16 protein-coding genes are annotated in these 14553 nt (G+C 57.8%); 8 read left to right on the top strand and 8 right to left on the bottom strand.

Translation table 11 applies throughout. The features are described from left to right. The first annotated feature begins 234 nt into the window (after positions 1-234). The 6 genes from AC6I7Z_RS11050 to oppF all read left to right on the top strand — a co-directional run bounded on the left by AC6I7Z_RS11050 (position 235) and on the right by oppF (position 7599). Positions 235-1851 carry an ABC transporter substrate-binding protein gene (locus AC6I7Z_RS11050; protein ID WP_497814245.1) on the top strand — a complete coding sequence of 539 codons (1617 nt, stop codon included), beginning with the start codon at positions 235-237 and terminating at the stop codon, positions 1849-1851. Between the two features lie 150 nt (positions 1852-2001). Further along, on the top strand, positions 2002-3639 hold the full coding sequence (gene oppA / locus AC6I7Z_RS11045) for an oligopeptide ABC transporter substrate-binding protein OppA (protein ID WP_497814244.1): 1638 nt from the start codon (positions 2002-2004) through the stop codon (positions 3637-3639). 93 nt (positions 3640-3732) lie between these two features. After that, complete coding sequence (oppB, locus tag AC6I7Z_RS11040; RefSeq protein ID WP_497814243.1) at positions 3733-4653, top strand: oligopeptide ABC transporter permease OppB; 921 nt, start codon at positions 3733-3735, stop codon at positions 4651-4653. Between the two features lie 14 nt (positions 4654-4667). Next, positions 4668-5576 (top strand): oligopeptide ABC transporter permease OppC, encoded by a 909-nt coding sequence (gene oppC, locus AC6I7Z_RS11035; RefSeq protein ID WP_033790370.1) that lies wholly within the window; start codon positions 4668-4670, stop codon positions 5574-5576. An 11-nt stretch (positions 5577-5587) separates the two neighbouring features. After that, the gene (locus tag AC6I7Z_RS11030; RefSeq protein ID WP_497814242.1) at positions 5588-6601 is read left to right on the top strand and encodes an ABC transporter ATP-binding protein; all 1014 of its coding nucleotides are present in this window, start codon (positions 5588-5590) and stop codon (positions 6599-6601) included. Then, complete coding sequence (oppF, locus tag AC6I7Z_RS11025; protein ID WP_033746742.1) at positions 6598-7599, top strand: murein tripeptide/oligopeptide ABC transporter ATP binding protein OppF; 1002 nt, start codon at positions 6598-6600, stop codon at positions 7597-7599. Before AC6I7Z_RS11030 ends, oppF begins: the two co-directional genes overlap by 4 nt. 66 nt (positions 7600-7665) lie before the next feature. On the opposite strand, the gene AC6I7Z_RS11020 is transcribed toward oppF, so the two are convergent. Both AC6I7Z_RS11020 and cls read right to left on the bottom strand, forming a co-directional pair. Next, positions 7666-7989 carry an HI1450 family dsDNA-mimic protein gene (locus AC6I7Z_RS11020; RefSeq protein ID WP_033746744.1) on the bottom strand — a complete coding sequence of 108 codons (324 nt, stop codon included), beginning with the start codon at positions 7987-7989 and terminating at the stop codon, positions 7666-7668. Between the two features lie 45 nt (positions 7990-8034). Then, the gene (gene cls, locus AC6I7Z_RS11015; protein ID WP_497814241.1) at positions 8035-9495 is read right to left on the bottom strand and encodes a cardiolipin synthase; all 1461 of its coding nucleotides are present in this window, start codon (positions 9493-9495) and stop codon (positions 8035-8037) included. A 160-nt stretch (positions 9496-9655) separates the two neighbouring features. Here cls and AC6I7Z_RS11010 point away from each other — a divergent pair, with 160 nt between their 5' ends. Further along, positions 9656-9829: a YciY family protein gene (locus AC6I7Z_RS11010; RefSeq protein ID WP_096073261.1), complete on the top strand. Its 174-nt coding sequence runs from the start codon at positions 9656-9658 to the stop codon at positions 9827-9829. 30 nt (positions 9830-9859) lie between these two features. On the opposite strand, the gene AC6I7Z_RS11005 is transcribed toward AC6I7Z_RS11010, so the two are convergent. The 3 genes from AC6I7Z_RS11005 to AC6I7Z_RS10995 all read right to left on the bottom strand — a co-directional run bounded on the left by AC6I7Z_RS11005 (position 9860) and on the right by AC6I7Z_RS10995 (position 11580). Continuing rightward, complete coding sequence (locus tag AC6I7Z_RS11005) at positions 9860-10927, bottom strand: acyltransferase family protein (RefSeq protein ID WP_497814240.1); 1068 nt, start codon at positions 10925-10927, stop codon at positions 9860-9862. Between the two features lie 103 nt (positions 10928-11030). Then, on the bottom strand, positions 11031-11204 hold the full coding sequence (locus AC6I7Z_RS11000; protein WP_216493009.1) for a hypothetical protein: 174 nt from the start codon (positions 11202-11204) through the stop codon (positions 11031-11033). A gap of 79 nt (positions 11205-11283) precedes the next feature. Then, positions 11284-11580 carry a YciI family protein gene (locus tag AC6I7Z_RS10995; RefSeq protein ID WP_033746748.1) on the bottom strand — a complete coding sequence of 99 codons (297 nt, stop codon included), beginning with the start codon at positions 11578-11580 and terminating at the stop codon, positions 11284-11286. 201 nt (positions 11581-11781) lie between these two features. Between AC6I7Z_RS10995 and tonB the strand changes: the two genes are divergently transcribed. Continuing rightward, positions 11782-12525 (top strand): TonB system transport protein TonB, encoded by a 744-nt coding sequence (gene tonB, locus AC6I7Z_RS10990; RefSeq protein WP_497814239.1) that lies wholly within the window; start codon positions 11782-11784, stop codon positions 12523-12525. Positions 12526-12555: 30 nt separating this feature from the next. On the opposite strand, the gene yciA is transcribed toward tonB, so the two are convergent. The 3 genes from yciA to AC6I7Z_RS10975 form a co-directional block, all read right to left on the bottom strand. Further along, positions 12556-12978 (bottom strand): acyl-CoA thioester hydrolase YciA, encoded by a 423-nt coding sequence (yciA, locus tag AC6I7Z_RS10985; protein ID WP_497814238.1) that lies wholly within the window; start codon positions 12976-12978, stop codon positions 12556-12558. A 65-nt stretch (positions 12979-13043) separates the two neighbouring features. Further along, a complete protein-coding gene (locus AC6I7Z_RS10980) occupies positions 13044-13583 on the bottom strand; it encodes a septation protein A (protein ID WP_033746753.1) in 540 nt (179 codons plus the stop codon). 59 nt (positions 13584-13642) lie between these two features. Further along, positions 13643-14377 (bottom strand): YciC family protein, encoded by a 735-nt coding sequence (locus tag AC6I7Z_RS10975; RefSeq protein WP_497814237.1) that lies wholly within the window; start codon positions 14375-14377, stop codon positions 13643-13645. Positions 14378-14553: the final 176 nt, after the last annotated feature.

The raw sequence follows: 14553 nt of genomic DNA, 5'->3' as shown, positions 1-14553 counted from the left end.
GTAAACTGCTGTATAAACAGGGTGATAACCATTATTTTTGCGTAAAAATTAACGCTATCCTCCTGCATGCAGACGTGATAAAAGAGAATCAGGTAACATTTTTGTTATTTTTACTTTGTCGGCAGAGGCGGCGTTCTGCTAATTTTCGGCGCAATAGTTTTTCATTTGGTCTCAAAGTGAGAACACTTCTTGCTTATGAGCTAAAGGGCTTATGAAGAAGGGTTAACTTTTTTGATGAAATGGAAGATTACGCCGCTGTCACTCAGCTTAATGATACTCTCAGGCGCCGCGCACGCCGCGACTGTTCCTCCAGGCACTGAACTCGCCGCCACGCAAAATATCGTGATTAATAACGGCACAGAGGTCTCTTCGCTTGATCCGCAAAAGACGGAGGGCGTGCCGGAATCGCGCATCATCTCCAACCTGCTGGAAGGGCTGGTCACCACCGACAATAGCGGCGCTATCGTGCCGGGCGTGGCGCAGTCGTGGCAAAATGAGGGCGGAAAGGTCTGGACTTTCACCCTGCGCGACAACGCGAAATGGAGCAACGGCGCACCGGTTACCGCGCACGATTTCGTTTACAGCTGGCGACGTCTCGCCGATCCCAAAACCGCCTCGCCCTATGCCAGCTATCTGCAGGCGGCGCACCTCAGCAATATCGACGAGATCATGGCCGGGAAAGCCGCGCCTGACAGCCTCGGCGTCAGAGCGCTGGACGATCGTCATTTGCAGGTCACTCTGAGCGATCCCGTGCCCTATTTTATCTCCATGCTGGCGAACACCGCGCTGTCGCCGGTCAACGCGGCGACGGTAGAGAAGTGGGGCGATGCCTGGACGCGTCCTGAGCACTATGTCGGCAACGGCGCCTATCTGCTGAGCGAGTGGGTGATCAACGAGAAGCTGGTGCTGAAGCGCAATCCCGATTACTGGGATAACGCCCGCACGGTAATCGAGCAGGGCACTTTTTTGCCGATCGAGTCGGACCATAACGACGTCAACCGCTATCGCAGCGGCAATACCGATATGACCAACAGCGTGGTGCCGCCCGAGCTGTTCCGCAAGCTGCAGGGCGAACTGGGCGATCAGGTAAAAGTCAGCCCGCTGCTCTGCACCTTCTACTACGAGATCAACAATAAAAAACCGCCGTTTGACGACGTGCGCGTCCGTACCGCCATTAAGCTGACGCTGGATCGCGATATCATCACGCAGAAAATCATGGGGCAGGGCCAGATCCCGGCTTATAGCCTGACGCCGCCGGCGACGGCGGGCGTGACGCTGACGCCGCCGGCCTGGTTCACCTGGAGCCAGGCGGAACGCAACGCGGCCGCTAAAAAACTGCTGGCTGAGGCGGGCTATAATGCCCAGCATCCGCTGCGCTTTACGCTGCTCTATAACACCTCCGATCAAAACAAAAAGCAGGCGATCGCCGCCGCTTCGATGTGGCAAAAGAACCTCGGCGCGCAGGTCAGCCTGCAGAATCAGGAGTGGAAAACCCTGCTGGAGACGCGCCATCAGGCGCAGTATGACGTGGTGCGCGCCACCTGGTGCGCCGACTACAACGAACCCTCCACCTTTCTGAATATGCTGATCGGCAACGCCTCTATCAACACGGCGTATTACCACAGCGAAAAATATGACCGTCTGCTGGCGCAAACCTTATCCGCCAGCAGCGAAGCGGCGCGCGCCGCGCTCTACCAGCAGGCTGAAGCGCAGCTCGACAACGACTCGGCAATTGTGCCAGTTTATTACCGCGTCAGCGTGCGGCTGGTGAAACCCTGGACAGGCGGTTTTACCGGCAAAGACCCGCTCGATATGACCGATTTGAAATATTACTTTATTAAAAAGCACTGAGGCTGACCCGGCAACATAAGCCAGGAAGCTCGCGCGGTGCTAAAGCCTTTCGGGGCAAACAACTATCCTCAGCCAAAATGAGGAACCCGCTAACGGGGGACGCCGGGACGGCTTGCCGTGTCGGTGAAGATAAAAAACTGGAGTGTAATAATGAACCACATCACGAAAAAAAGCCTGATTGCTGCAGGCGTTCTGGCAGCATTGGGCGCACTGGCAGGGAATGCAGTAGCGGCAAACGTTCCGGCAGGCGTTGAACTGGCGGCGAAACAGGAGCTGGTGCGCGGCAACGGCGATGAAGTGCAGTCGCTGGACCCGCACAAAATTGAAGGCGTGCCGGAAGACAACGTCGCGCGCGATCTCTATGAGGGACTGCTGATTAGCGACAGCGATGGCCACCCGGTGCCGGGCGTCGCGGAAAGTTACGAAAACAAAGATTTTAAAGTGTGGACTTTCCACTTACGCAAAAATGCCAAATGGTCAAACGGCGAGCCGGTGACCGCGCAGGACTTCGTCTACAGCTGGCAGCGCCTGGTTGATCCCAAGACCGCCTCTCCTTACGCCAGCTATCCGCAGTATGGCCACATTCTGAATGTCGATGAGATTATTGCCGGTAAAAAACCGACGTCAGAGCTGGGTGTAAAAGCGATTGACGACCACACGCTGGAAGTGACCCTGAGCGAGCCGGTTCCCTATTTTAACAAGCTGCTGATCAACTCCGTGATGTCGCCGGTCTATAAGCCGGCGATTGAAAAATTTGGCGATCAGTGGACGCAGCCGCAGAACTGGGTCGGCAACGGCGCATTCAAGCTGGAAGCCCACGTGATTAACGAACGTATTACGCTGGTGCGTAACCCCCAGTACTGGGATAACGAGCATACCGTGCTGAACAAGGTCACCTACCTGCCGATCAACTCCGAAGTCAGCGACGTTAACCGCTACTTCTCGGAGAACGGCAGCGACATGACCTATAACAACATGCCGATCGAGCTGTTCAAAAAGCTGCAGCGCGAAAATCCGAAAGAACTGCACGTCGATCCTTATCTCTGCACCTACTACTACGAAATCAACAACCAGAAAGCGCCGTTTACCGATCCGCGCGTGCGCGCCGCGCTCAAGCTGGGTCTGGACCGCGACATTATGGTGAACAAAGTGCTGGCGCAGGGCCAGATGCCAGCCTATAGCTACACTCCGCCAGCGACCGACGGTATGGATATTCTGCCGCCAGACTGGTTCAAGTGGTCGCAGGACAAGCGTAACGAAGAGGCGAAAAAGCTGCTGGCCGAAGCGGGCTACACGGCTGACAAACCGCTGACCTTCAATCTGCTCTATAACACCTCAGATCTGCATAAAAAGCTGGCGATCGCCGCCTCGTCGATCTGGAAGAAAAATATCGGCGTTAACATCAAGCTGGAAAACCAGGAGTGGAAAACCTTCCTGGACACGCGTCATCAGGGCAACTTTGACGTCGCGCGCGCCGCCTGGTGCGCGGACTATAACGAACCGACATCCTTCCTGAACACCATGCTCTCTGACAGCAGCAGTAACACCGCGCACTATAAGAGCGCCGAATTCGATAAAGTCATCCACGATGCGATCAAGGCGGCAGACGACAAGGCGCGTGCGGCGGATTATGCCAAAGCAGAGCAAATTATGGATAAGGACAGCACCATCGTGCCGGTTTACTACTACGTAAACGCGCGCCTGGTGAAACCTTACCTGGGCGGTTATACCGGGAAAGATCCGCTGGATAAAACCCTGAGCAAAAACTTCTATATCATCAAACACTAATAGCAAACAGGCTATCGGCCAGGGCGGCGCGCAGTGCGCCGCCCTTATGTACTTTGTACGCTTTGTGAAGCAATAAGCCTGGTAGGTACGGCAATGTTAAAATTTATCCTGCGTCGACTGCTCGAAGCGATCCCCACGCTCTTCGTGCTGATCACTATCTCATTCTTTATGATGCGCCTCGCACCCGGCAGTCCTTTTACCGGCGAACGCACGCTGGCGCCGGAAGTGATGGCGAACATCGAAGCGAAGTACCACCTGAACGATCCCATCGGCAAACAGTATCTGGACTATCTGATCCAGCTGGCGCACGGCGACTTCGGCCCTTCATTTAAATATAAAGATTATACGGTTAACTATCTGGTCTCTCATGCTTTCCCGGTTTCGGCCAAGCTGGGCCTGGCGGCCTTCGTGCTGGCGCTGATCCTCGGCGTGACGGCGGGCGTTATCGCGGCGCTGAAGCAGAACAGCCTGTGGGATTATGCGGTGATGGGGGTCGCCATGACCGGCGTGGTGATACCCAGCTTCGTGGTGGCGCCGCTGCTGGTGCTGCTTTTCGCCATCACCCTGAAATGGCTGCCCGGCGGCGGCTGGAACGGCGGGCAGCTGCGCTATATGGTGCTGCCGATGGTGGCGCTGTCGCTGGCCTATATCGCCAGCATCGCGCGTATTACCCGCGGCTCGATGATTGAGGTGATGCACTCTAACTTCATCCGCACCGCGCGCGCCAAAGGATTGCCGCTGCACCGCATCGTGCTGCGCCATGCGCTCAAGCCCGCGCTGCTGCCGGTGCTCTCCTATCTCGGCCCGGCGTTTGTCGGCATCATCACCGGTTCGATGGTGATCGAGTCGATTTATGGCCTGCCTGGCATCGGCCAGCTGTTCGTGAACGGCGCGCTGAACCGCGACTACTCGCTGGTGATGAGCCTGACCATACTGGTCGGCCTGTTGACCATTATTTTTAACGCGATCGTCGACGTGCTCTACGCCGTGATCGATCCGAAAATCCGTTACTAACGCTGGAGCTCGCAATGATGTTGAGTAAGAAAAACAGCGAAGCTCTCGACGCCTTCAGCGAAAAGCTTGAGGTAGAAGGGCGCAGCCTGTGGCAGGATGCGCGTCGCCGTTTTATCCATAACCGTGCGGCGCTGATCAGCCTGCTGGTGCTGGTGCTGATTACGCTATTTGTTATTTTCGCCCCGATGTTCGCGCAGTTTAACTATGACGACACCGACTGGGGCATGATGTCCGCTGCGCCGGACACCACGTCCGGTCACTGGTTCGGCACCGACTCCTCCGGGCGCGATCTGCTGGTGCGCGTCGCTATTGGCGGGCGCATTTCGCTAATGGTGGGCGTCGCGTCGGCGCTGATCGCGGTTATTGTCGGCACCCTTTACGGCTCGATAGCTGGCTATCTCGGCGGCAAAACCGACTCGGTGATGATGCGTATTCTGGAGATCCTGAACTCCTTCCCGTTTATGTTCTTCGTGATCCTGCTGGTGACCTTTTTTGGCCGCAATATCCTGCTGATTTTCGCCGCTATCGGTATGGTCTCCTGGCTCGACATGGCGCGTATCGTGCGCGGTCAGACGCTGGGGCTGAAGCGTAAAGAGTTTATCGAAGCGGCGCACGTCGGCGGCGTCTCTACCACCAGCATTGTACTGCGCCATATCGTGCCGAACGTGCTGGGCGTGGTGGTGGTTTACGCCTCTCTGCTGGTGCCGAGCATGATCCTGTTCGAATCCTTCCTGAGCTTTCTCGGCCTCGGCACGCAAGAGCCGCTGAGCAGCTGGGGCGCGCTGCTGAGCGACGGCGCCAACTCAATGGAAGTGTCGCCGTGGCTGCTGCTGTTCCCGGCCGGTTTTCTGGTGGTGACGCTGTTCTGTTTCAACTTTATCGGCGATGGCTTGCGTGACGCCCTCGACCCGAAAGATCGCTAAGGAGTTTCCCGATGACGATTCATGAATTTCAGCCGGCGATGGCCGCCCGAGCGGGAAGCGACCTGTTACTGGAAGTCAAAGATCTGCGCGTCACCTTCCAGACGCATGATGGCGACGTGACGGCGGTTAACGACCTGAACTTCTCGCTGCGCGCTGGCGAGACCCTGGGCATCGTCGGCGAGTCGGGTTCCGGCAAGTCGCAAACGGCGTTCGCCCTGATGGGGCTGCTGGCGAAAAACGGTCGCATCGGCGGCACGGCGCTGTTCAACGGCAAAGAGATCCTCAACCTGCCGGAGAAAGCGCTGAACAAGCTGCGCGCCGAGCAGATAGCGATGATTTTCCAGGATCCGATGACCTCGCTTAATCCCTATATGCGCGTCGGCGACCAGCTGATGGAGGTGCTGAAGCTGCACAAGGGAATGAGCGGCGCGCAGGCGTTCGAAGAGTCGGTGCGCATGCTCGACGCGGTGAAAATGCCGGAAGCGCGCAAACGCATGAAGATGTTCCCTCACGAGTTTTCCGGCGGTATGCGCCAGCGCGTGATGATCGCTATGGCGCTGCTCTGTCGGCCTAAGCTGCTGATCGCTGACGAACCAACCACGGCGCTCGACGTTACCGTTCAGGCGCAGATCATGACGCTGCTGAATGAGCTGAAGCGCGAGTTCAATACCGCAATCATCATGATCACCCACGATCTGGGCGTGGTGGCGGGCATCTGCGACAAGGTGCTGGTGATGTACGCCGGCCGCACCATGGAGTATGGCCGCGCGCGCGACGTCTTCTACCAGCCGGCGCATCCCTATTCGATTGGGCTGCTGAGCGCGGTGCCGCGTCTGGACGCCGAGGGTGAAAGCCTGACCACCATTCCCGGCAACCCGCCGAACCTGCTGCGCCTGCCGCAGGGCTGCCCGTTTCAGCCGCGCTGTCCGCATGCGATGCCGATCTGCACCCAGGCGCCGCCGCTGCTGCCGTTTGGCGAAGGGCGCCTGCGCGCCTGCTTTAAGCCGGTGGAGGAGTTAGTATGAGTACCGTCGCTGAGAAAAAAGTGCTGCTGGAAATCGCCGATCTCAAGGTGCATTTCGACATTAAAGATGGCCGCCAGTGGTTCTGGCAGCCGCCGAAATCGCTGAAAGCGGTGGATGGCGTCAGCCTGCGCCTTTACGAGGGCGAAACCTTAGGCGTGGTCGGCGAGTCCGGCTGCGGCAAATCGACGCTGGCGCGCGCTATCATCGGCCTGGTGAAGGCGACCGACGGACGCGTCGCCTGGCTGGGGCGCGATCTGCTCGGGCAGAGCGAAGAGGAGTGGCGCAAGGCGCGCAGCGATATCCAGATGATTTTCCAGGATCCGCTGGCCTCGCTTAACCCGCGCATGACCATCGGCGATATTATCGCCGAGCCGCTGCGCACCTATCATCCGAAGATGCCGCGTCAGGAAGTGAAAGACCGCGTCAAAAACATGATGATGAAAGTGGGCCTGCTGCCGAACCTGATTAACCGCTATCCCCATGAGTTCTCGGGTGGGCAGTGCCAGCGTATCGGCATCGCGCGCGCGCTGATCCTCGAGCCGAAGCTGATTATCTGCGACGAGCCGGTCTCGGCGCTCGACGTCTCGATTCAGGCGCAGGTGGTGAATCTGTTGCAGCAGCTGCAGCGCGAGATGGGGCTGTCGCTGATCTTTATCGCGCACGACCTGGCGGTGGTGAAACACATCTCCGACCGCGTGCTGGTGATGTATCTCGGCCACGCCGTCGAGCTGGGCACCTACGACGCGGTCTACAACAACCCGCAGCATCCCTACACGCGCGCGCTGATGTCGGCGGTGCCGATCCCCGATCCGGATCTGGAGAAGAACAAGCAGATCCAGCTGCTGGAAGGGGAGCTGCCGTCGCCGATCAATCCGCCGTCAGGCTGCGTGTTCCGTACCCGCTGCCCGATCGCCGGGCCAGAGTGCGCGAAAACGCGTCCGCTGCTGGAAGGGAGTTTCCGCCATGCGGTTTCCTGTCTGAAGGTGGATCCGCTGTAATAAAAAACGCCGGGCAGTCGCCCGGCGTTCAACGTAGTGATCAAGCCCGCAAGCGGCTCAGGTCGCTTATTCGCGCCAGAGAATATGACACAGCTTGTGGTCTTTCTCGCGGCACAGCAGCACGCGCGCGAACACGTCGGTAATCGGCTCGCCGTCCGCTTCGCCCAGCCCAATCACCACTTCAGAGAAGAAATCAGGATTAAGATCGAAGTCCACATGCTCTTTCCAGTCTTCTGACGGATCGAACAGCTCAGCGCCGCCGCGCTCTTCAAACTGCAGGTTGAAAAGAATGATATCCGCCGGATCGAGGTTATCGCCTGCCAGCTCCAGAAAAATGTCGTAGGCCTGTTCCAGCGTTTCGTCTTCGGTAAGGCGATTATTTAAATCCATGATCGATCCTGTCTGCCCTGAGGCGCGTTGCAATTTCCGCTCGTTTTACAGTAAAGGGCTAAAGAAGTAAAACAGTCGTTCAACGATGCGCTGCCACCAGGCACGTTTTGTCCAGCGTTTCGCGTCTAGCAAGCGCGAGCGCGCGATATAATCATCCTGCACGCAGGCGAGATCGCTGCCGAAGCCGGCGTCGTCCACCACCAGCGTAATTTCAAAGTTTAACCACAGGCTGCGCATATCAAGATTGACCGTGCCGACCAGGCTGAGCTGGCCGTCTACCAGCACGCTCTTGGTGTGCAGCAAACCGTCCTCAAACTGGTAGATCCTGACGCCCGCCTCCAGCAGTTCGCTGAAAAAGGCGCGGCTCGCCCAGCCCACCAGCAGCGAATCGTTGTGGCGCGGCACGATAATGCTCACCTCGACGCCGCGCAGCGCCGCCGTGCAGATGGCGTGCAGCAGATCGTCGCTCGGCACGAAGTAGGGCGTGGTCATGATCAGCTGCTCGCGCGCCGAATAAACGGCGGTCAGTAGCGCCTGATGGATCATATCTTCCGGAAAGCCGGGGCCGGAGGCGATAACCTGTACCGTGTGGCCGCTCTCGCGCTCGAACGGCATGATATTGCCGTCGGGCGGCGGCGGCAGAATGCGCTTGCCGGTTTCTATCTCCCAGTCGCAGCTGTAGACGATGCCCATGGTGGTGGCGACCGGGCCTTCCATGCGCGCCATCAGATCGACCCACTGTCCGACGCCCGCGTCCTGTTTAAAGTAGCGCGGGTCCACCAGGTTCATGCTGCCGGTGTAGGCGATATAGTTATCGATCAGCACCACTTTGCGGTGCTGACGCAGATCCATGCGGCGCAGAAATACGCGCAGCAGACTGACCTGCAGCGCCTCCACCACGTCAATGCCGGCGTTGCGCATCATGCCGACCCAGGGGCTGCGGAAAAAGGTGACGCTGCCCGCCGAGTCGAGCATCAGACGGCAGTGCACGCCGCGCCGCGACGCCGCCATCAGCGATTCGGCCACCTCGTCCGCCAGCCCGCCGGGATGCCAGATATAGAACACCATCTCAATATTGTGGCGCGCCAGCTGGATATCGCGGATCAGCGCCTGCATCACGTCGTCCGAACTGGTGAGCAGCTGCAGCTGATTGCCTTTCACGCCGGCGATGCCCTGGCGATTCTCGCAGAGCTGGAACAGCGAGCGCGCCACGTCGCTGTGTTCGGTGGCGAAAATATGGCTGCGCTGTCTCAGATCGCTCAGCCACTTCGCAGTGGCGGGCCACATGGTGCGCGCGCGCTCCGCGCGGCGCTTGCCCAGGTGAAGCTCGCCGAAAGAGAGGTAAGCGATAATGCCCACCAGTGGAAGGATATAGATAATCAGCAGCCAGGCCATGGCGGAGGTGACCGTGCGGCGCTTCATCAATATACGTAGCGTGACGCCGGCAATCAGCAACCAGTAGCCAAACAGCAGCAACCAACTGATTAGAGTGTAAAAGGTGGTCATTAAGTGGACATCCCGTTCGCGCTTGGTCAGAGAAGTTTACGTGCTGGCAGGCGACAACGAAACCCCCAATCGCCGCCGGGATCGATAAGAGATCCGAGTTGGCATTAGCGTGGAGATCTTTATAATGCGGCCGCGTGATGTCGAAGCAGGAGAGAAGGTGATGAGAAAAAGCAGAAATGAAGTAGCGCGCTGGAGAATGTTGCGGCAGGCGCATCGCCGTCGCGCCCGCTGGCTGGAAGGCCAGTCGCGTCGCTACAGCCGGATCCACGCGATTCGCCATCAGCTGGCGCAGCAGCAGCGCCGTTCGATTCTGTTTATCACGCAGAATACCTGACCAGAGCCGCCCCAGAGGGGCGGTTCTTTTTTATGCTGCTTTCACTCGTACGGAGCGAGAAGCAAAGAGTCGATATCCCAGCGGTTCGATATAGCGCTGCGACAGCCAGGCGACAAGCAATGAGAGAGCCAGCGCCACAAGAAACTGCGTGATACCGTGCACAGGGATCCTTTTGTCTACCATGCGCATAATGACGTTGTGGATCAGGTAGAGCGAATAGGAGATATCACCAAGCCAAATCAACACGCGCGGCGTCACTTTAGCCAGCAGATCGTCATTGATCGCTACCGCCATTAGCAACAGGCAAACTATCCCGCCGGAGTAAGTCAGTCCGTGCGCGACATGGGAGCGGTCAACAATGTGCCAGAGCGTCCAGAGCACAATGCCGATTAGCAGTAGCCGACGAACCAGCGTCGGCAAGCGCAGCAGTACTGGCCAGGCGAGTCCCACCGCCACTCCGGCGGCAAATTCCCAGATTATGGGATTCGTGATCAGGTTAAGCATGCCGTGGCGAAAGGCGTAGCCCTGCGTCTCAAGCGATAACACCTGTCCCTGAAGTAGCGGGAAGAGGAGCAGCGACGCTGTCAGCAAAGCCGCGAGCATTAGCCAGCGGTGGCGCAGCAGCAGGCTGCAGGCCATCAGCAGATAGAACCAAATCTCATAATTCAACGTCCAGCGAATGCCGTACAGCCCGGAATCATCTACGTAAAAAGGGCCATTATCGGCGCTAACCGTGGTAAAGGTCAGGGCGCTGATAAGATTGTCGAGCTTGTCCTGGTAGTGCAACAGGCTCATGCCGCCACCCAGCGCGAAGCTGAGCAGCAGCAGAAAATAATAAGCGGGTAATAAACGCAGCAGGCGACGCTGAATAAAGTGCCAGGCTGCCTGTGGGCCAGTTGAGCTTCGCGCAACGGAAAGGGTGATAACGAAACCGCTAAGGGCAAAGAAAAGATCAACGCCGATAGCGCCCCAGCCAAACAGGCGATCGCCCGCGCCAGGAAATTGCATATTAATGGTGTAGCGATAGTGAAAGGCCAAAACAGCAAGCGCAGCGATGCCTCGCAATGCCTGAACAGAATTAATCTGTTTATTTTCCATAACAAATCCGCGCCGGAGGGCTAAAAGAGGCGCAGTATAACGGTTATTGAGAAAATCCTTAATGTCGGACAGGCATATTCTTTACGGAAGTCTTACGTTTGCCTCAATGCGGCCGACTGACCAGCACCACATTTACCAGCTGCGCCGCCGCAGCGATCACAATCAGCATCACGATAAGCTGTTTTTTCTGTTTCCAGCCGTCACGGCGCCAGATCAGTAAGGCCTTCACGATCAGCCCAAGCGCCAGCGCCAGCAGCGCAATCACCAGCCATTGCATCGCGTTCACTCCATGCGAAAGAAATAAAAATGGCTTCGGCGCGGACGCGGAAGCCATCGTGACAAAATCGGGCGGAGGATCAGAAGACGCGTTTGAAGGGTTTTACCGCGACGTTTTTGTAAACGCCGGCCGCGATATAGGGGTCAGCCTCTGCCCAGGCCTGAGCGGCTTCCTGCGAGCTGAACTCCGCGATGATCGCTGAACCGGTAAAACCGGCGACGCCAGGATCGTTACTGTCGACAGCCGGCATCGGCCCTGCGACGATCAAACGGCCTTCATCCTGCAGCAGCTGCAGGCGCGCCAGATGGGCAGGGCGCACCGAGGTGCGTTTTTCCAGAGAATCAGCGTTATCTTCGGCGTAGATGATGTACAGCACTTGAAAGCCCCCATTGGCTCATCATATTTTCGCAACACGGTAAGGGATCGTAAATAAGAGTGCAAACGAAAGATGGCGTAATGCATAAGGGGCAGCAGGTCAGGTTAAAAAACGGCAATATCTCACCAATTTTCAGCAGTTATTGAAACTGATTGCTATTTGCATTTAAAATCGTGGCTTCATTCTCTTACTGCGACTGCTATGACCACGTTGACGATGCCCATTTTAAAACGTACGCCTGTTTCCGTGCTGCTCTCCGTTGTCCTGCACGGTTCAGTTATCGCCGGCATTCTCTATGCCTCGTTTCATCAGGTAATCAACGTTCCCAAGGTATCGCAGCCGATTAGCGTCAGCCTGGTCGCGCCGGAAGTGCAGCCTGAGCCTGCGCCTGTCGTGGAACAGCCGGCGCCTCAGCCAGAGCCGGAGCCTGTTCCGGAACCTCAGCCGGTGCCGGAACCGCCCAAAGCCGAGCCGGTGCCGATTCCGGTGCCGCAGCCCAAACCTAAGCCTAAACCCAAACCGAAACCAAAGGTAGAGCACAAGCGCGAGGTGAAGCCGCGTCAGGAGGCGAAGCCGCAGGAGAATCCGTTCAAACAGGACGCGCCGGCCACCCAGACGAAACCGACAACCGCGCCGAAATCGACGCCGTCGCCATCACCGTCGCAGTCGACCTCGCAGGGGCCGAAGGCGCTCAGCGTGTTGAAACCGGGGTATCCTACGCGCGCGCAGGCGCTGCGTATTGAGGGACGCGTGCAGGTACAGTTTGACGTCGGCGACGACGGGCGCGTGGAAAATATCGCTATTCTCGCCGCGCAGCCGCGCAACATGTTCGAGCGTGAGGTTAAGCAGGCGATGAAACAGTGGCGCTATCAGCCAGGCCGTCCCGGCAAAAACCTGAAGATGACCATCGTCTTTAAAATGAACGGCGGCTCCAGCATCGAATAAAAAAAAAGCGGTCATCTGACCGCTTTTTCGCTACTCCGCCGCTTCGAGATTGGCGCGTGCCGGCGGCAGCGGGCGCGATTTACCCTCATTATCCACGGCGACATAGATGAACACCGCTTCGGTGGCGCAGTAGGTCTGACCGATAGGTTCCGATGAGACCTTTTTGATCCACACCTCGACATTGATGGTCATCGAGCTGTTGCCGGTGCGGATGCAGCGCGCGTGGCAGCTCACCACATCGCCGACCGCGACCGGCTTGAGAAACGACATGCCGTCGACGCGCACCGTCACCACGCGTCCTTCCGCAATCTCTTTCGCCAGAATGGCGCCGCCCATGTCCATCTGCGACATCAGCCAGCCGCCGAAGATATCGCCATTGGCGTTGGTGTCCGCCGGCATCGCCAGGGTACGCAACACCATTTCGCCTTGCGGCAACTTATGTCTTTCGCCCATTGCTCGACTTCTTATGCAGGTGAAGGCGCGCTGCGCCCGTGAGGCCCGGTCTGGCCGGGCCGCTTTTATTTTTCTTCTTGTTGCGGCATCTGTCGCCAGATGTAGAGTCCGCTAATCAGGGTAAACAGCAGGGTAAGCGCGGTCAGACCGAATACTTTAAAGTTAACCCAAAAGGCTTCAGGCAACCAAAACGCGACGTAAATATTCGCCAGGCCGCAGGCGAGGAAAAAGATCGCCCAGGCAACATTCAGGCGGCGCCAGCTGCTTTCCGGCAGCTGGATCTCTTTGCCCAGCAGGCTTTTGATCAGCGGCTGCGCCATAAAGAACTGGCTGTAGAGCAGCGCCAGGGCGAACAGGCTGTAGATCACCGTGACTTTCCATTTAATAAACTCATCGTTATGGAAAACCAGCGTCAGGGTGCCGAAGATCGCCACCAGGGCGAAGGTGAAAATGGTCATCTTCTCCAGCTTGCGGTAGAGCACCCAGCTCACCACCAGCGCGAGGCCGGTGGCGACGATCAGCGCGCCGGACGCGACGAAAATGTCGTAAAGCTTGTAGAAAATAAAGAAGACCACTAAGGGAAGGAAATCGAGTAACTGCTTCATAGTCATTCCAGTTCAGCGAAAACAACACAAAGCCGCGCGCCCCGCAGGGCGCAGCGCGCTTAACGAACCAGCATATAGAGCCGGAAAAGGTAGATAACCAGCAGGGCGGAGATCAGGTTGCCGATAGCGGTGATGGCGATGGCCAGCACGTTGTCAGGCAGCGCCGTCAGCGAGGATGAGGCGAACAGCAGCGCCATTTTCGCCAGCAGCCAGAGAATAATCGCCGGCGCGATCAGCCTGACGTTTTTCCATGCCAGACGGGAACTGGCGCGCATCGCGGCGAAAATACCGCTTTTTTCGCTCGCCAGGATCACCGGGGACAACGACAGCAGAATCGCCAGAATAATGCCCGGCACCATCAGCACCATAAAGCCCAGCTGGACGACCAGGGTAATCAGAAACGTCTGCAGCAGCAGCTTCGGCAGCAGCGGGGCGGAAGCGCCGATGGCGCGCAGCGCGCTGATGCGCTGTCCGGCGGAGACCATCGGGATCAGGCAGAGCATGCCGCCCAGCAGCAGCGTATTGCCGATCAGCGCGGAGAAAGTGCCGGCCGCAGAGGCGCGCAGCAGAATGCGCTGTTGCTCAGGCGACATATTTTGCACCAGCTCAAACAGCGAAGAGGCGCTGCTATCGCCCTGCTGAAGCTGAGCCAGCTGATCGCCGCCTGGGGTAAAGGCGTGCACCAGAATGACCGTGATAAAGGCCGTCAGTAACGACATCAGCACGATGGTCAGCATCTGGTGGCGGAAAAAATTTCCTGTGTCACGGTATAACGAGCTTGCCGTGATAGACATGTACTCTCCTTGGTGGAACCGGGTTGATTAACCCGGCGATTGTACATGGTCTGGCCCGAAGCTGGCACCCGCTGCGCGATAACTTTCTGTCATGGAAGGTAAAGGAGGGTAAAAAAGGGCGGCGGTGGCGTAACGGGCACAGACTTCATTGCATTGTGAACATCATGCGCAGGTGC

This window comes from Pantoea sp. X-Soil-MYKO-1289 (assembly GCF_059730625.1).
This window is presented reverse-complemented; position numbering and strand designations above follow the sequence as displayed.